Genomic DNA, 18,752 nt, shown 5'->3' on the forward strand with positions numbered 1-18,752 from the left:
TGGTATGGTTCCTTGCAGGGCAGATTGATAGTTATGGCTTTGCTGACTGTGCCTGAGGTGAAGTAAAGAGTCAGTTTGTTTAGGTGTTACTTTTGAGGCAACAATACCAGCCGGATGGAGTTATCCTCATTTAAAAATTTTTGCGCTGCGGCTCTGGTGCTTTCTGTTGTTACAGCATTCAGTCTTTCCTTATATATTAGTATCTGGCTGATATCACCGCCATCCTTTAGCCGGCTTGTGATGTAATTAAGCCAAAAGTTGTTATCCCGCAGACCGAGTTCAACTTGCCTCTGTTGTTCTGATTTGTGTTTGCGGAGATCGTCTGCAGTGGCTCCGTTAACCTTAATTTTATTAACTTCTTCTAATGAAGCGTTAATTAGCTTGTCAACATTGGCTGTGGAACATTTAAAAGATATGGTAAAATAATAATGTGAATTTGGATATTTCGTTAAGCGCAGACCCACCTTAGGACTATACACTCCACTTTCTTTTTCGCGCAAGCGCTCCAGAATTTTTATCTCCAGAGTGGATTTAACTGCCGCCAGCTGCATGTTGTTGTCGGGAGTGAAGTCATAATCTCCATGTATGTATAATTCTACGCTTGCCTTATCTTCGAGTCCTTTATAAACAGTTTTACTTATTTTCCCGTTTGGAGGTCTAACGCCGTTATCGGAGAAATTTTGAGTTCCCTTTGAAGCGGGTAAAGAAGCAATATACGTCTCAATAAGTGGTTTTATGCTATTCACATCAAAAGAGCCGACAATTACAAAAGTTTGCTCGCCTGCATCAGCAAAACGATCTTTGTAGAATTCAAAAGCTTTGTCTAAAGACGCCTGGTCAAGATCTTCCAGCGTCATAGGCATACCCCGGTTGTGGTATGAGGAGAGTACTGCTTGAATGGTATCTGCAAATACACTACCGGGATCTGTATTTTTATTGGCAAGTTTCACCCTGTAATCGTTAATGTTTTTGTTGAAAAACTCAGCATCTTTACGTGGATTAATGGCATACGCATACACCATCTGAAAGGCTGTTTCAAGATCTTTCCATGAGGCACTCCCGCCAAAGCCCTGGTAAAGATCATTGATATAAGCACTGCCCCGTCCAGTAGTTCCCGCAAGCAGTTTATTTAATTGTGCAGTGTTAAGCTCTCCTACGCCGCTTTCGGGAATTATATTTACCATTTGTACGGATTTATAATCCTGATCATTTGCAAGAGAAGTGCCACCTCTGGAGAATGAAGTGAAGATGATCTGATCATTTTTAAAATCAGTTGGTTTTAATAATACTTTTACGCCGTTGCTTAGTTTAAATTCCGTAAGCCCGATACCATCAATTTTACTTTCAGCAATAATTTTACCGGCAACAGGCTTCGTTGTAAGCAAGGGCTTATTTACAACATCATCAACATACCCTGTAATACCCTTCCCGGCAGTGTTTAACGCTGCAATTAATCGCGCTTGGGTAGGCAGGCTGGCCTTTTCTTTCTCAGGGGCACGTACCACAATAATCTGGTTTTCTTTAGTAATCAGGGTTTTTGCCTGTGCATTTACTTCATCAAGAGTAATATTCCCCATTTCTTTCTGATTTTGTACATATAAAAAATCTATTGAAGGGATGCTGGTTCCGGTGAGAAAATTGTTGAGATACTGTTGTACAAAGGCTGATGAGGGTGTCTTATCTTTTTCTTTATACTGCTTTTCTGATCCTGCAAGAATATTCTTTTTGACTACATTCAATTCAGACTGCAGGAAGCCGAATTGGTGTACCCTTTCATTTTCTGCAAGACCTGCGGTGAAAGCTTTTTCAAGGGTTGACCCTGTAGCAGAGACCACCGTGGTTTGCAATGCATTAATGCCGGGAACAAGCCCTTCCTGATAGGCTCCGTAACTGCTCTCAATAAAAATAAATGGCGCATTTCCCTTCTGCAATAGCTGTTGCAGCCTGGCACTTAACATGGTGTTGATCATGGCATATATCAACGTTTTCCGGTAGCCGGCAATTGTAGTGGCTACCTTTGAACGTTGTTTGTATATGATTTGCGCAACGTTATAAGTTTGCTCAGGATCCGTAATGATCTTTACCAGAGGTTCTTTGTTATCGGGCAGATCATAGCTCTTACGGATTCTTGGATTTACAGGATTAGTCAGATCTGAGAAATTAGCTATGATTAATTGTTCGGCTTCATTTACATTAAAATCACCCACTGCAATTACTGCCTGCAAATTGGGCCTGTACCAATCTTTATAAAAACTTATAATTCTATCATGAGCGAATGTCTTCAAGATTTCCAGTTTACCGATAGGAAGGCGGTTTTCATGGCGTGAACCTTTTAGCAGCAATGGAAACAATTGTTTGCTCATGCGTTCCTCTGCATTTTTACCGCGCTCACGGTCTTCTTCTATGATTACACCACGTTCATTGTCTATTTCTTCTCCGTCCATCACCACTTTGCCTGCCCAATTGGCAAGAATCTTAAATCCGGTTTTGAAAACTTCTTCATCATCAGTAGGGATGGGTAATTGATAGACTGTTTGATCAAAACCTGTATACGCATTCAGATCGGCGCCAAACCGGACACCGGCCTTTTGAAGATAGTTGATCATTTCATTTTTAGGAAAATCCTTAGTTCCGTTAAAAGCCATGTGCTCGGTAAAATGAGCGAGTCCCTGCTGGTCATCGTCCTCCATTAATGAGCCGATTCTGGTTGCTAGGTAGAGTTCGGCCCGTTTATTCGGTTCAGTGTTTTTTCTGATGTAATAGGTAAGGCCGTTAGAGAGTCTGCCTATTTTGACATTAGGGTCGTTAGGAATTAATGGATCAGTGAGTTTTTTAGCTGTTCCTGTGAGTGTTTTTTTTGTTAATTTAGTTTTCTTTTGCCCATGAACTGAAACATTAAGTGTCAGTAACATTGCTAGCGCAAGGCTAACTACATTTAAATACTTTGTCATAATAGATTGGTTAATATTGCTTTAGAAGTTGCTTATGGCTTTGCAAGTATTTCTGCCAACTTGCTATGTAATTCTTCTCCTCTGATGTCCTTCGCTATAATTTTACCCGTTGGGTCAATTAAGAAATTTGCAGGAATGCCTTTAATGCCATACTTTTTAGCTACTTCATTGTCCCAAAACTTCAAATCAGAAACATTTGCCCAGTTTAGACCATCTTTTTGAATAGCTGCCAGCCAGTCTGCCTTTTTTCCAGGCCTGTCTAAAGATACTCCAAGCACTGTAAAATTTTTGTCTCTATAGTTGTTGAAAGCCTTGACTAAATTTGGGTTTTCCTCACGGCACGGACCGCACCATGAAGCCCAGAAGTCAAGAAGCACAAATTTTCCTTTGAAGTCTGACAACTTAACCGGTTTGTCATTCACGTCATTTTGCGTGAAGTCCATCGCTACCGACCCAACGTTTGTGTTGTTAGAGGCATTAAATGCCTGCCCGATTTCTATACCCAAACCGCTGGATTTTAAAACAGGGTCTAGCATAGCATAGGCGTTCTCTGCTTCAACCATTTTTTCAGGATTTTGTAAGAGTTGACCAACGGTCATTAAACTGATGTATGACTTTGGGTTATTGGAAATGAAGTTTAAAAAAAGTGGGACCAGCTCATCAGAAAGTTTCTTGTAACGTTCATTCAGCGCTGACACGATAGTTTTATCCTGTTTCTCCTGGTTGCTCAGTTTGTTGTATTCTGCTGGGATCGCTGAAAGCTTATCGGTAATTGATTTGATGTGCGCATTGAATTTCTTGTCGTCTTCATTGATTGCTGATCCGAGGATTATCGAATTTTTCAATGAATCGGCGCTCTCCAGTTTAATCGGTGCTGCTTCTATGTATAATGAGATCATGTCTACAATTTCTCCCGGCAGGGGAGTCGCGGAAAAAGGACTTTTGTTGACGATCAGATTAGCCTTTGTTGGTTCTGAGATTTTACCCTTGAAGCTGAAATTTCCTGCGCTGACCTGGGCAGAATCGCTTACATTACCTTCTTTGGTTTTGTATATCAAATAGACTTTGTCGCCTTGCTTTAAGCCTTCCACGATTCCCGTGATGCTGAAGGCCTCCTGGGCCTGTAGTGACACAGGCAGTATGCCCAGCAAGCTAAATAATAGTGTTTTCATGCAATTTAAGTTCTTTTTCATTTTTATTGTTGTTATTTGTGTTTGTAGAAATGATTGGCGCTGATCAGTTGCCTGAGTTCAGCAATTCCAAAATGCCTTCATTCTCGATGATGATCATCCCTTGCCGGTCGCTGGTAATCCCTTCTTTTAGCTGGTAGCTATATTTTGGCACTCCGGCTTCCAGTGTAGTAGGAAGAAATGCGAAGCGGACATTATTGGCTGATTTTTTCAACGCTTCTCCCACTTCGATGATATGCGTGGAAACGATAAAGAAGCAGTTGTGGTAGCGGGCCATAGACTCCGTGACAGCCAGTGTGGCGTCGTATGCATCTTTTACATTGGTTCCCTTGAACAATTCATCAAAGATGACCACCATATTCTTTCCGCTGGCGATAGCGCTTGCTGCCTGTTTGACCCGTAAGACCTCCGCGTAAAAGTGACTATAGCCAAGCTGGATGTTATCTGGTACGTTTATGGAGGAATACAGACCATCGAGTACAGAAAAGCGCATTTTTCCTGCCGCTAGCGGAAATCCCATATGGGCGAGGTAGACGGCAATTCCAAAAGATTTCATAAAGGTAGACTTGCCGGCCATGTTGGCGCCTGTAAGAAAGAGCATCTGGGCGGCGCCGTCTAACTTCAATGCGTTCGCAACTCCATTTTGGAGCCCCGGATGTCTGATGGCTGAGGCCTCAATAATTCGCGCATCACCCGGCAGCGCCTCTGCATAGGTAAATCCCCGCTCAGCCGCCACATAACTTACGCTAACAAACACGTCCATATGATAAATACATTTCAGCAATTCACTCATCTGGTCGCATAGGGTATGATTGAGCAGCCAGTGGTATTGGATCACTTTGCGCAGCGGCAGGAACCTTCCGACTGTTTCAGCCAGTAAATGCCTCAGTCGCTCATCGCTCAGGATCGTTTGCGACCGGGCGGCGAGCGCGATATTCGGAAGTTGGGCAAGGAGCTCTTTAAGATGGGCGATCGCCTGGATTGTGGTGCTTAGCTCGGCCTGCAGCAGCGCATATCTGTCGTCTAGGGCTACAGTGCCGAGTATTTTTTTAGTAATTATGCCCCCGGCCATCGACAGCCAATTGTCTGATGTTCCTGCTGTAAGATAGTTTTCTACGCCCTGGAAACTTGCCTGCTGGAAATTCATTTTCAGTTTTATTCCACCGAAATACGCAAACAACAGGCTGCGTTTATTGATCTCTTGGACATCTGCCAATGGTTCTCTAAACATTTTCTCCAGCAAACGCTCGCCCCCCCGGGTTTTGGTCCTGTTGAAAATGCTGAAAACAGATTGAGGATTGAACTTACCCAATAAGTTCAGATCGTCTAAGGTTTGTTTATCCGCTAAAAAATTCATGCGTTATAATTAGCTTTAAGTCCATCATCGAGAATATCAAGGATACCTTCATTTCTGACGATGATCATTCCGTGGCGATCGTCTGTCACGCCTTCACCCAATTGGTAGGTGTAAATCGGTTTATTGCCCTCCATTTTTGTCGGCAGATATAAAAATCTAACATTAGTGCACTGTTCTGCCAAAACCGGCGCGGCTTCTATGATGTGTGTGGATATCACAAATAAACTGCTGGTCTTTGTAGCGAATGCTTTGGTCACTGCAATCGTAGCTTCGTAGGCATCTTTTACGTTGGTGCCCCTGAACAACTCGTCAAACACGATTAGCAAGTTTTTCCGCGCACTAAGTTCTTGTGCGATTTTTTTGACACGTAACACTTCTGCATAAAAATGGCTTGCGCCCATCCCCAAATTGTCGGGTAGATTTATAGTGGTATAGATTCCGTCAAGTACACTAAATTCCATTTTTGTAGCGGGAACTGGAAATCCCATGTGTGCCAGGTATAAAGCGATACTAAAACTTTTCATAAATGTACTTTTCCCTGCCATATTAGCTCCGGTTAAAAAGAGTACGTTTCCGCCGGCTGTTACCTCAATATTGTTTCCTTTAGCTTCTTTAACTTGCGGATGGAATACACCATCCATTTTTACCTGCCACGTGTGCTTACCGCAGAGTTCAGGGAACACAAGTCCCCGCTCATTTACAATCAATCTGATGGAAGTATATATATCCAACAGGTACATGTAATGCAGTAATTTTCTAACCTCCTTTTCATATTTGAATCTTAACAGTGCATCTATCTCTACCATATCGTTATGGGAAAACTTTAACTTGCCATTTTTCCATATCGTTTGGAACGTTATGGTAGCCAGTAAACGCTTGATATCTTCTCTTTCTGAATCATAAGCTGCAAAATCGAAATGGGTAGTTGTAAACTGACTTAGCGTTGAGAGTAGCCCCACAAGCGCTTTAATTCCATTGTAGATGATGGCTTTTACAGGATCTATGCTAATTAAATTTTCAAGGCGGTTACCCAACGAAACTTCTTCATGTACCAGTTTTGATCTTGCGTCGGTGTTAGACAAGTAGGTTTCTACTGGATCAAAGTTCATTGAATCAAAAGGAAATGAGACCTCGTTAGTGCAAAAATACCTGAAGATACTAAGCCGCTGAACTATGTCCCTTTCTGCGGCTAATGGATAATTAAACATTTCCTCTAGCAGACCCGATCCACCACGGGTGGAACACCTATTAAACATATTATACAGCGAATCACTGCCGTGACGGCCAAAAATGTTTAAGTCGTCAAGCGTTTGTTTATCTGTTGAAAATGACATACTTATTTTCTTTTTCTTCTTAACAGTAACACCACCGCTAAGGCAATTAATATGGCCGGGAGTATCCAGTGGTAGCCGATTTTTAACATTTCTACAGTCTCCAGTTTTACATTTAAAAGCCGGTCTTCCTCTCTCTTGTGATTTGCATCAATCGGAAATTTGTCATCACTCAGCCATCTGAACACTCCCATGGTAAACAGGAAATTGTTTACTTCTACCTGAGATCCAGTAAGCACACCAGTGCTCATAAAGTCGGCATCACCGCTAACCACAATTCTTTGGGGTCTGCCATTTATCTGACGTGATAATCGAACGACTAACGGAAATGAGCCTTTGAGGTCTCCTTCAGCAGCCTGAAAAGTAAGTGTGCCAGTGTATTTTGCGGGGGGACCCACAGGTCTTCTCCCTCTTCTTGTGGGAGCCGTATTCATAGAGGAGGCATCAGCATCAACAGTCATATCCGGATCGAGCTTGTTGTGCTTGAGCCAACCGGTCTTTGAATCGGAGTTAATCAGCGGTTCGATTTTAAATCCGGTATTATTGGCGTACGCAATACCCGTAACGCCTTGCAGATTCGTCATGACGCTATCCTGAATTGAGGTTTTTAATAATGGGAACATTTCTCCGGCTACTTTTTCTGGGATGTTAAATGCATTGTCCGGAGTAGTTTGAGGATTCTGCTGTACGATTTGTCCCTGCATTAAAGATAGGTTCAATAAATCCAGAACAGGTTGAATGATGGTGTTCCGGCCAGGTTCACAGTTAATCAGTACATTGCCTCCGCTACTGATGTATTGTTTTAGTTTGCTCAGGGCCGTTTCACTATAATTGAATTTTGGGTCCGAAATCACCAGGGTTGTAGTTCCCGATGGAATGTTCTGTTGATCTAACTGTATCGTATCGCTGTCGAAGCCCTGGTTGATTAATGAATATCTGAATGTTTTTTGGTTAGCAATAACCTGGTAGTCCCTGCCGCTGTTTCGATGGATGTTTCGCTCTAAGTTGCCGGTTACAAAAAGTATTTTAGGCAGCTTTTTCTCCACCAGACGTTTAAAGGCAGCCATAACTTCAGATTCTGAAGGGAATGTCTTCATGTCGTTGTATATCCTGAGAAATGTGGATTTATCCTTCCATTTCAGATGAGCGACATATCGGTTCGATTCAGGGTTCAGGTCAATAATTTTATTAATGTCTGCTGGCGTTTTTATCGATGCGCTGTCTAACCTATAGGCCTTAATAATTTTGCCCGCTAACGAGGGTAACGGCTCTGTCTGATCTTCTGCATACATACTGTTGGATTCCAGATTTTTGTTATAGTATTGCACATATTTAAGACTGATGTCGTTCTTAAACCGTATATACTTGTCCCACCGGGCCAGTTCTTTATTTCGTTGGTTAGGGAACCCCAGTTGAGCCATGGGGTGAAGGATATTATTATAAATAGTAACCTCAAGGGGGGCACCCTTTAGTTCTTTTACAATTTTTTGCGAATTCGGCGATAATGTGTTTTTTTTGGTGGCGGTAACGTCAGCGTATCCTGTAAATGACGGCAAAGAAGTAAGATATCCGATCAGTAAGGCAGAGCCGATTACTCCCGCAGCACGCATGAGGATGATCTGCTTAGATTTTGACTCCATTCCTGCTTTCAGTTTTATGATACTTAACCCGAGGAAAATATAAATGATTACAATAAAGTAGAGTACATCCTTGGTGGTAAGGAGCCCGCCGATCAGTCTATTAGCCCGCCCCTGCATGGACAGATAATACGTTAAGTCTCTGATGAAATCGATGTTTTGCCAAACTTCGCCTACTAAGGAAAGAATTCCAATCATCACAAAGGTGCTGATAGCGGCGACTACCTGATATGCGGTAAGGCAGGACATAAATAAACCAATGGATGCATAAGCAAGTACTAACAGATAGATTCCCAAAGCACCTGATAATAACATTGGTAAGTCGGCAAGATGAATGTGCGCACTTGCTGAGCATATAAAGATCATGATGATCAGGATCAACAGTAAGGAGTAGATCATTATCCCTAAAAATTTACCAAAAACAATACTCCTTACCCGAATTGGTGATGAGTAGAGTAGGCGAATGGTACCGCTGCTTGTTTCCCTGCTCATGATACTCATGGTAAGCAAGGGGATAAAAAGATACATTTTCTCCATTACTATGGCAAAGAAGCCGTCCATGCCTGTAAAAATTGAGGCGGTTATCGAATCGTCACTTTTTGTTCCTGGAGGCATGATGTCCATATAAACAGCCAAATCATAAAGTGTTTGTGTGTAGGCAAGGCCACAGGTAATCAAAAAGATAGTCAGTAAAAACCAGGCGATGGGAGAATAAAAAAGAAGTTTTAGCTCTGTTTTTGCAATTTTAAATATGATTTTCATTATGCAGATTTAGGGTTAGATAATAATTTGAAGATTTCATCGAGCGCCGTTTTGTCCAGATTTAGGCCCCGAAGCCCCCATCCCTTTTCAATGCATATTGCTGCTACTTGTTCTATTATTAATTGATCTCCTGAAAAGTATAACCTTACCTGACGCGATGTTAAAAATTCTACTTTATTAACGCCGGGGATTTCCAGCAAAACCGATTCTGCAGGAGGATTTTCCAACTGAAGCAATAAGCTATGTGGCTCAATGTAATTATTGAAAGCATCCATCGTATCTGAGAAAACGATTTGCCCATTTTCGATCATCTTAATATCCCTACATAATAACTGGACTTCTGAAAGGATGTGCGACGAAAATATTACGGCCCGGTCGAGTGCAATATCTTTAATCAGGCTGCGTACTTCAATGATTTGATTCGGGTCGAGACCGTTTGTGGGCTCATCAAGCACTACCAATTTAGGTTTATGCACGATAGCCTGGGCAATTCCTACCCGCTGTTTATAACCGCCAGAGAGGTTTTTAATCAGTCGGTGGCTAAAATGATCTATACCGCATCGTTCCTTTGCTTCTTTGATCGCTTTTGATTTAATGTCTTTGGGCATTAATCTCAGATCTGCGCAATAGCTCAGGTATTCATCCACGGTAAGGTCCACATATAGTGGCGGATTTTGAGGAAGGAATCCGATCTCCCGTTTAGCCGCTATCGGATCTTTTCTGGTGTCTATTCCATTGATCAAAACGTTTCCCTTAGTTTGATTGAGCGAACCACAAATGATATTCATAGTGGTAGACTTGCCTGCGCCGTTTGATCCGAGCAATCCTGTGATGCCTCGATCATGGATTTCAAAATCAATATCGCGTATCGCCCACGCGGTTGCGTAGCGGTGCGAAAGGCCTTCTATTTTTAATATGGGTCTCATGTTTTCTGTTTTTATTTTCAAAAGGGCTCCCTTCCCAAAGGTTGAAAACCTTTGGGTGAGCTAATAATTAGGCTTAATTTTTATGGATTGTCTGGCAAATTCGGGCTCATGGATGTAATCAATAGTGGCCACTTTAAAACCAGCCGGTTCGGTTGGTTTAAGGTATATTCTGTTATTGATCCAATATCGTCGAAAAGCAGATGTTGAAACTGAATCCCTGCAAATAAGGGATCAACAGACTGCCTTCGCATATCAAACCAACGCATGCCCTCCATTGCAAATTCGCGAACTCTTTCGTCAAATATAAATTTAATCAGTCCAGTCCGGTTACTAGCGATGAGCAATGGAACAGTAGCATCAGCGGAAGGCATGCGGTTGGACCGAAAGTTTTGAAGGGCACTCACAGCGCCAGACAGGTCGTTTAATCTCGCTTTACATTCTGCAATCAACAGATAAACCTCTGGCAACTGTAAGCCCATCCTGGAATAAAAGGTAGCATATTTCCTGACGTGTCCGTTTGCATTTGGTGAAAAATCTGGATTTTGATCGGTATATAAAAGCAAGCGTAAATCGGAAGGTTGATATAGGGCCTGTGCCCATGGGGCTAAAATTAGCCCCTCATGAGCAGCGGTATTAGCAAATATTTTTGAAAACACCGATTCACGTACATCCGTAAAGTTTTGGCCGGGAAAACCACCTGGACCCGAGATTGGGTCCGTTGGCTGGAAAGTACCGTCGGGTTGGAAAGTTTGATTGTAATTGTATAGCGACTGTCCATTAGATAGTGATTCGGTTAACGTCAGTTCTAACAAAGGTAGTGCTTTAGCATAATCACCCATGTAAACATAAACTTTTCCCAACAGCCCCATTGCCCCAGCTTTGTTGAACCGGACAGGGTGAGAAAGTCGGCTCGGCAATAATTCAATCGCTTGGGTTAAGTCTGAAACTATAAAATCGTAAGTTTCCCGAAGTGTGCCCCTTTTGAAATCCTTAAAGGTGATGTCGGCTACGGTACTGAAGGGCATCCCCATATCTGTAGCCGCAGTAGCCGAATTGTATGGTTTACAATAGAAATTCGAAATGTTGAAGAGTGTCCAGGCCCGGGTAGCGAGTGCTTCTGCGCGCAATGCTGTTTTCTGTTCTTGTGTACCTTCATCTGAAGACATCACTTCCTTAATGATCTTGTTAGCGATATACATCATGTCTGAATACCCCAATCCGGAGGGATTTTGTATCACGTCCGCCCCCGCGTACCCCATTTCTACCGTATCAGCCCATTTAAAAAGGCGCTCCCGGATGGGATTCATATTCAAAAAATAAGAGGCTTCGGCCGCTACTTCGTCTCCCATATAAACCGCAGGAATCCACCCCGCAAACGGTGTAAAATATAATTTCGGTGAATTGAGCATCTTTGCATAATCCTCAGTGGTCGTCGCTAATTTTCTCCCCTGGGGAACTACTTCCAGAAAGCTTTTCTTACAGGATAATAAACAAAGGGTTGCGAACAGTATAATTAAAATTTTTAAATTTTTCATCTTCAGTTTTTTATAAGGTAATGTTAACTCCAATTGCATAGGCATGTCGGAAGGGTGGCAGTGCCCGGTTTTGTCCAACAGTCTGATATTCCGGATCCATGTCAAACTTATTGGCTTTCCATAACATAAAATTTGAGGCCTGCAGGAAGATGTCGAACTTCTGTATTTTCAACGATCGAATCAGCGTCTGTGGCAGTTCGATTGCCAGGGAGACGTCCCTTAGTTTCAGGTAATCTGAGCTAACCATGTTGATGTCACCTTGAGTCCAATATTGCACACTTCTTCTGGTGAAATGTTCCTCGATGGAGGGTTCCCAGGAAGGAATGTTTGTAAAGGCTTCATCACCTGGTTTTTTCCAGCGGTCTGCAAAATACGCTGGCACGTTACCTCCTATTCCATGAAGCTGGGAAGTAAATCTCTCAGTAAAATACTCACTCGAAACATCCCTGCGCATCATTCCGCCAAACTTCCCTGTCAGATTTAGCGTAAGCGAAAGTAGCTTGTAATTAAAAACGTTACTAAGCCCTAAAGTAAACGGGGAGTCAGCAGTGCCCATATAAACAATATCTTCTACTTTGGTGATAAGTGGCGTTTTGGTGATGCTGTTATCAGCCAGATAGATTTGGGGATCGCCCATTTGATCGAGTCCGGCATATCTGTAAGCGAATACTGAATTCAGTGGAGAACCGATTTTGATTGCGCCTGAACCTATATAAAAATCGCCCATTTCTATTCCGGGAGGAATCTCCACAAACTCTAATAATTTATTCCTGTTATAAGAGGCTGTTAAATTCGATTCCCAGACGAATGAGCGAGTTTTAATGTTTTCTGAACGTAACGTCATTTCGAGCCCTCGATTTTTAAGCTTTCCTAAATTGCCCCAGTAATCAGAAAAACCTGTGAGTGGAGTGGTGGTAATGCTGCGCAGCAGGTCGGTACTTGTACGATCGTATGCCTCGATACTTCCTGAGAGCCTGTTGTCCAAGACAGCGAAATCCAGACCCAGATTGACGGTGGTGACCGTTTCCCAGCTAATTGTCATGTTTCCTGGAGAAGCAAGATCAAAATATCTTCCATTGATCGCATAGGGATCAGTCCCTGACGGACTTCTCAAAACATCATATGCAGAGGCTTGGTTGGTGTAGGGTGACAGTCCCTGAACACCGTAACTTCCGCGGATTCCCAGTTGGCTTAGCCATTTTATATCGCTCATAAATGTTTCCTGCCCAAGCAGCCATTTGGCCCCCACGCTCCAAAAGGGTTTGTTTTGCCGGGATATTTCAGTTCCAAACATACTTGACCGATCTTGTCTCCAACTCATATCCAGCATATATTTACTGTTGAGTGTGTAATTAGCCAGCGCAAAGATGGAAGCTATTCGATTTTCGTGAATTGATTTAGATACAGGATCTCCTCTGAGTCCGTTTCTTGCGCCAGTTACGGTTCCGGAAATTCCATTCCTGAGTTTTACAAAATCAGGTTGCTGCGGATAAGTTTGAGTCTCGCGATCAAACCCGTATAATGTATTTCCATCAAACATCGAAGTATTGGAGGTTGCCTCCTGACCCAATTGCAGGCTAAACATGTCCAGACCCTTACGCAAATTGGTTTCATAGGCAATCCTGTTCCTGATGGTAAAGGCAGAGAGGTTTATATTTTGGGCGGTGAGCGTCCCGCCGGTGGTTGGAAGGTAGTAGATGGGATCTGTGTTAAGCGATGGGGCCACCGTCCAGTCCACAATCTGTGATCTTCCGACAAAGCTTCGATTGTCAGTAAATAGTTCAGATTTGCCGTAGGTGCGCTGCAAACTGTAATTACCCTGAAATTTTAAACCCTTTAGGATTTTAACATTCAGGTCGCTCGTTAAATTAACATAAGTGGAATTGCCTTTTGAATTAATTAGGCCAAACTCATTTAAGGGAGTATAGCCAAGGTTGATCCGGCTTTTTGACTGATAGAGGTTTGTCGTTGAATCGTTAAGTCCGTTGGCATAATTCATTGGTATGGCATTGCCATTTTTGTCTTTTATGAGCTGGTATGGCAGCAACCGTTGCAGCTGAACGTTTTTATCTTTCAGAACGTTATTGGCGATGTTGGAGATGAGGTTGATGCTAACTCGTTCTTTGATGTTAAAACTCTGGTTTAGGTTAAGCAGGTATTGGTTAGATTTGTTTCCAATAGTCGACCCTTCAGCGCCAATGTATCCTAAAGAACCAAAAAAAGTATATGATTTGGTTCCTCCGGAAACACTAAGTGTATGATTGTTAGTGAATGCAGGTTGTGATAACGCCCTGAATGTTTCCTCGGTCGCATTGATAGCCCCTAAGCTGTCTAACCTGCCGGCAGCTGTTGTACCCGAGATCCGACCTCTGTATTGATCGTACAGAATCTGTTCATGAGGGGCGATTACATGTCGTCTGTTCGATAAGGTCTGCCAAGGGAAATTGACAGGGTCAAAAGTTTCGCGGGCTGTTTTCAGGTATTGCTCCGTAATCATTTCATTAAGGTAACCAAAAAATGGCCTCCCTTGATAATTGGAATTTGCGCTGTAATTGACGGTAAGTTCTTGATTAATTCTACCAGATTTGGTCGTAATAACAATTACGCCGTTAGCCGCCCTAGAGCCCCATATGGCGCCGGCGGCGGCATCTTTGAGCACGGTAATGTCTTGAATATCTTCTATATTTATCGCGTGAAAGCTTGCAACGGGCACGCCATTAACAACATACAGCGGCTGGGTTTCTGTATAAACTGAACCTTTTCCGCGGATGGTCATCTTCCTGGTATTAGTAGGGCCCGTAAAAACGCTTCCTGCGATGCTTTGTCCCTCCCCGTCGAATTCTAGTTGCAACCCTGCCACTTGACCTTCCAGTCGTGTCAAGACATCTTGCGTACCCACGCGTCTGGAAAATACCTTCATGTCGGGCTTGCTGACAGCCCCGGTAGCCCGCTCTTTCGAAAAATTCTGAAAACCGGTTTGGATGACTACTTCGGTTAATTTCTCGAGACTTACCTTAAGCACGATTTTATTTATCTCCGGCATATTTTTGGTCATCACAAAAGCATGTCTCTCGTATCCTACAAATCTCACTACAACCATATCGCCTTCCTCTGCATCCAGTTCAAAAAAACCATTTTCGTCGGTTGTGTATTTGGCAGAACCCGAATTGCCACCTAATTCACCTGAATTAGTCTTGTTTTCCACACCAGACTTTATGACCAATATGCTCGCACCTGCCAGTGGCACACCGAGAGAATCGGTTACCTGACCCTTTAAATGGATCAACGAAGAAGCTGCTGCCGATAAAGGTTGGTGCAGGTTGCGCGATTTAATGGTGATGGTCCTTTCATTTATTACGTACGTCAGCGGCTGGTCGATAAATATTTTTTCAAGCACCTCTTTAAATTCAGCTTGCTGAACATTAATGCTGACCGGGTGTGCCTTATCGATTATGTTATCTCGATAAAAGAATATGTATCCGCTTTGTTGCCTGAGTTCCTGCAATACCGAGGACATCGGCGAGTTGCTGACTTTGAGGCTGATTTTTTGTGCCAGTGCGGATCCGCTAACTTGCAAAAGGGATGCGATGAGTATAGCGATGGTTAGGCGCATAACAAGTAAAATTTTAGGGTATAGCAAACGGCGCATACCTGGTTTTACAGTATAAAATCTGTACATTTGATTAGTTTGGTTCTGTGCAGTTTGCCTGGGTCGTCGAAAACTAATGGCATACTGCGGGTTAAAATTGATTCATTTCATTTCCAAACGCGAACCAGAGGTGTGATACATTTCTGGTTCGCTTTTAATTAACTTTTCTGTCGTAAATATCTAATCATGTTCTTTGGTTTGGTTAGTAATCTAGTTTATTATTAGCTTTTATTTTGTGACATATATTTTCCTGTTTTTTATTCTGAAATGCACACCTTCGGCAGATTCAAGGGATTTCAATACTTTTGTGAGGTCATTAAACCTGGATATCCCTCCACTAAAAGTGTCTGTGGTTACAGGCCCCTGGAAGACCACCTCTACGTCGTACCAGCGCGAAATCATTCTCATTATCGCCCTGATGTTTTCCCTTTCAAATAGAAATTGTTTGTTTTTCCAGGCTATGGCCAGTTCTGTATTGACTTTGCTGACGCTGATGAGTTCCGCATTAACAGCTGCCTGACTGCCTGGTTGAAGTATGTTGGACTGATATTTAGTGACGATTTTGACACTGCCTTCTAACAATGTCGTTTTCTGAAGTGGTTCGTCCGGATAACTGTTGACGTTGAAATGGGTACCCAGTACCTGTACCTCGTGGGTATTCGTAGAAACGATGAATGGTCGCTTTTTGTCTTTTGCGACCTCAAAATAAGCCTCTCCTTCTAAACGGACGTGGCGTTCTTTGTCTCTGTCCAGACCATTGGAGTAAGTAAGACTTGAAGCGGCATTGAGCCAAACCTTAGTTCCATCTGCCAATGTAATCTGATAAGTGCCACCCCTTGGAGTAGCGATGCGCTGCGGACCTGCGGACAATAACAAAGGATCCGCGACTCTGCTGCTGCCCACATCACTTTGGTCGTTATAAGTAAGTTTCGAATCAGAAATGATCACCCCAGTTTTAGCTTCATTCAGCTGAATTACTTTTCCATTGGCAAGCGTTAAGGTCGCACTATTCCGACCCGGACGAATTTGTTCAATCTTGCTCATTTGAACAGGTGCTTTATCAGCATGCTGTCTGGTGTAAAGGTAGTATGAGAGGGACGCGCCAAGAACAAGGAGAACAGAGGCTGCAGCAGCGATTCTAAAGGGTTGGAAACGCCTAACAACCGGTTTAGAATCGATCTGCTGATTGATGTGCCTCGACATTACGCCTTTAATATGCACCATGTCTGGTAAGTCCATCTTCTCGTAACGAAACTGGTCACAGAAAGTATTATATTCGGCGATATCCTGCCTGGAAGCGGTCCTTGCAGTAATTCGTTCCAATAAAGTGATAAATTCGATGTCAGTCATTTTGTTCAAGGACGGGTTTATTCTCCCTTTTTAATATAAGAGTAGTAAACCCGGGCTAACCCCCAAAGACAAATGATCTTTTTTTAATTTAATTTATAGAAAAGTACACCAGAATGAATTTTTTCCGAGGCTTACCTTTAACTTTTTAAGCACGATGGTCATTTGGTTTTCTACAGTTTTCTCAGAGATGTTGAGCTGTTTCGCAATTTCTTTATTAGTTAAATTGGCGCCACGGCTAAGCTCAAAAATTTCCCTCGATCTGGCAGGCAGCTGGCCAACAAATTCTTGAATAAGATAGATCAATTCCTTGAGCTCCAGAGCATGGTCTTCGAATATCTCGGACTGCTTGGGTGCAAATTCCAGAATTTCTGCACGTCGCTTACTCTGTTTGATTAAACTGGCAAGATTAAATTTCACTGCGGCGAAAAGATAAGATTTAAGGAAGCTGATCTTCATATCTTCCTTGTGTTTCCAAAGCCAGATAAATATGTCCTGAACCGCGTCGCGGCAATCATCTTCATCCTTTAGAACAGAATAAGCAAATCGAAAAAGGGGTTCGGCATACCTGTTATAGATTGCATCAAAAGCATGCCGATCGCCTCTTTTAAGGAGGTCGGTAAGCTGTTGATCAGTAAAAGTGCAATAATCGGTCATCCTAATCCTCGTAAAGGTTATCAAAATTACAAAAATAACTTAAGTATTAAGCACTTGCCATTAGAAGGCTGAGTTCTTATCAAGGAAAAGTCCCGGCATTGATGTGGAATACGGGCTGGTAAAAGCGGGCCTGTACGGGATTACTCTATCAGAAACGAGTCGGTAACATCTAATTCGATCTGAAAATTTACCGATGAATGGTTCGAGGGTAAGCGGGTAACTGTGCAGGGCTTAAATCCGAACGACCCACATTTGAAAAAAACGCTTGTACTGACCGGGCAAATGATGGGTTTCCCTCGTCAGGTGGGCCAGCATACGGGAGGGTTTGTGGTTAGCGAATGTAAATTTTTAATTTTTTAAGCTCCTGCCTATGGTAGATAACTATGATTTCTAATGAAAAAGCGGATCTTTATACATAAAGATCCGCCTTATATCGGAAAAAAATCCGATCTCGTACCCTTCTCCGGAATCGAATTGATGGCAATAACAAAATATAAACATCTAGGTGGGATTAGCAGTAGTTTTGTTCTCGGGCTTAGATAATGCAAGATCTTTTTTCATGCTATCGAAAACAGCCTTAGTGAGTGCGTGGTTTTGGAACTTTTTAAGGATTTTAATCGAAGCTATCGACAAGTCTGTGGTTAGATCAACCTGGAAAACTGCAAATCCCTCCTTGTTTTTATAGCCTTCAATCATCTCCAAGTTCTCGTTGAATGCAGTAAGATGGAGAGGGTTTGGGTCAAACAGTTTTTTCTTACTCAAATATTCAAGAACCTGTTGCTTTGACGCAATCCCCTTCTGTAATTATAATCTTTTTTGTTAAAGGATAGATGATTCATCATGTTATCCACTTAAGATACGGGAATTATTTGATCAATTTCAAAAAGCTTGTCATGAGTATGATGGTATTGAATGTAATTCTTTGCTGCTTTAAAAAGAATATTTATTTTTGGCCGGGGCAAATCTTGCAGTTTCATCAGTTCGGGATGTAGCGTAGCCCGGTATCGCGCCAGCATGGGGTGCTGGAGGTCGTGGGTTCGAATCCCGCCATCCCGACTTCACAGGACAAGTCAAATTTATTTTTGATTTGTTTTTTTTGTTTTTGTCTAACTCGCTGTTAATCATATATATTAAGTATACCACGGAGTTCACTTTTCCGGTTCGACGTCTGAAACCATCGTAGCTAATATTTTCCGGGTAAATTGCCGAAATAAAGCGCCGATTATCATACAATTCACCACGGTTATATACATCTTCAAGGCTCAATAGTTTTTCTATTTTTCGAAAGGGTTACTCCAAAAAGAGCAACCCTCTTTGAGAGTCAATGCGTTGTCTTCTAACATCAGATCGATAAAAGGTGTTGGAAACGCAACATCACCATAAGCCAGACTATCTTTGAACAACCCCCTA

At 42.5% G+C, this 18,752-nt stretch carries 12 protein-coding genes and 1 tRNA gene; 2 read left to right on the forward strand and 11 right to left on the reverse strand.

Annotation, left to right across the window (positions count from 1 at the left end):
* Positions 1-86: 86 nt before the first annotated feature.
* The 10 genes from EZ437_RS10840 to EZ437_RS10885 all read right to left on the reverse strand — a co-directional run bounded on the left by EZ437_RS10840 (position 87) and on the right by EZ437_RS10885 (position 17,342).
* Positions 87-2,951 carry a M16 family metallopeptidase gene (locus EZ437_RS10840; protein WP_131595937.1) on the reverse strand — a complete coding sequence of 955 codons (2,865 nt, stop codon included), beginning with the start codon at positions 2,949-2,951 and terminating at the stop codon, positions 87-89.
* Between the two features lie 32 nt (positions 2,952-2,983).
* Positions 2,984-4,123: a TlpA disulfide reductase family protein gene (locus EZ437_RS10845; RefSeq protein ID WP_131595938.1), complete on the reverse strand. Its 1,140-nt coding sequence runs from the start codon at positions 4,121-4,123 to the stop codon at positions 2,984-2,986.
* A 64-nt stretch (positions 4,124-4,187) separates the two neighbouring features.
* The gene (locus EZ437_RS10850; RefSeq protein ID WP_131595939.1) at positions 4,188-5,498 is read right to left on the reverse strand and encodes a MutS-related protein; all 1,311 of its coding nucleotides are present in this window, start codon (positions 5,496-5,498) and stop codon (positions 4,188-4,190) included.
* Positions 5,495-6,832, reverse strand: a complete 1,338-nt coding sequence (locus EZ437_RS10855) for a MutS-related protein (RefSeq protein ID WP_131595940.1) — start codon at positions 6,830-6,832, stop codon at positions 5,495-5,497. Before EZ437_RS10855 ends, EZ437_RS10850 begins: the two co-directional genes overlap by 4 nt.
* A gap of 2 nt (positions 6,833-6,834) precedes the next feature.
* Positions 6,835-9,228: a Gldg family protein gene (locus EZ437_RS10860; protein ID WP_131595941.1), complete on the reverse strand. Its 2,394-nt coding sequence runs from the start codon at positions 9,226-9,228 to the stop codon at positions 6,835-6,837.
* The gene (locus EZ437_RS10865) at positions 9,228-10,154 is read right to left on the reverse strand and encodes an ABC transporter ATP-binding protein (protein WP_131595942.1); all 927 of its coding nucleotides are present in this window, start codon (positions 10,152-10,154) and stop codon (positions 9,228-9,230) included. Before EZ437_RS10865 ends, EZ437_RS10860 begins: the two co-directional genes overlap by 1 nt.
* A gap of 80 nt (positions 10,155-10,234) precedes the next feature.
* Complete coding sequence (locus EZ437_RS10870; protein WP_131595943.1) at positions 10,235-11,689, reverse strand: RagB/SusD family nutrient uptake outer membrane protein; 1,455 nt, start codon at positions 11,687-11,689, stop codon at positions 10,235-10,237.
* A 10-nt stretch (positions 11,690-11,699) separates the two neighbouring features.
* Complete coding sequence (locus EZ437_RS10875) at positions 11,700-15,302, reverse strand: SusC/RagA family TonB-linked outer membrane protein (protein WP_165500386.1); 3,603 nt, start codon at positions 15,300-15,302, stop codon at positions 11,700-11,702.
* A 264-nt stretch (positions 15,303-15,566) separates the two neighbouring features.
* The gene (locus EZ437_RS10880; protein WP_131595945.1) at positions 15,567-16,688 is read right to left on the reverse strand and encodes a FecR family protein; all 1,122 of its coding nucleotides are present in this window, start codon (positions 16,686-16,688) and stop codon (positions 15,567-15,569) included.
* A gap of 93 nt (positions 16,689-16,781) precedes the next feature.
* Entirely contained in the window at positions 16,782-17,342 is a 561-nt protein-coding gene (locus EZ437_RS10885; protein WP_131595946.1) for an RNA polymerase sigma-70 factor, read from the reverse strand.
* A 222-nt stretch (positions 17,343-17,564) separates the two neighbouring features.
* Here EZ437_RS10885 and EZ437_RS10890 point away from each other — a divergent pair, with 222 nt between their 5' ends.
* A complete protein-coding gene (locus EZ437_RS10890) occupies positions 17,565-17,702 on the forward strand; it encodes a hypothetical protein (protein WP_225869556.1) in 138 nt (45 codons plus the stop codon).
* Positions 17,703-17,843: 141 nt separating this feature from the next.
* On the opposite strand, the gene EZ437_RS10895 is transcribed toward EZ437_RS10890, so the two are convergent.
* On the reverse strand, positions 17,844-18,104 hold the full coding sequence (locus EZ437_RS10895) for a hypothetical protein (protein ID WP_131595947.1): 261 nt from the start codon (positions 18,102-18,104) through the stop codon (positions 17,844-17,846).
* A 220-nt stretch (positions 18,105-18,324) separates the two neighbouring features.
* Here EZ437_RS10895 and EZ437_RS10900 point away from each other — a divergent pair.
* Positions 18,325-18,398: transfer RNA gene (locus tag EZ437_RS10900), tRNA-Pro, on the forward strand.
* The last annotated feature ends 354 nt before the right edge of the window (positions 18,399-18,752 follow it).

The sequence above is a fragment of the Pedobacter psychroterrae genome, assembly GCF_004331695.1.
In the GTDB taxonomy this organism is placed as follows: domain Bacteria; phylum Bacteroidota; class Bacteroidia; order Sphingobacteriales; family Sphingobacteriaceae; genus Pedobacter; species Pedobacter psychroterrae.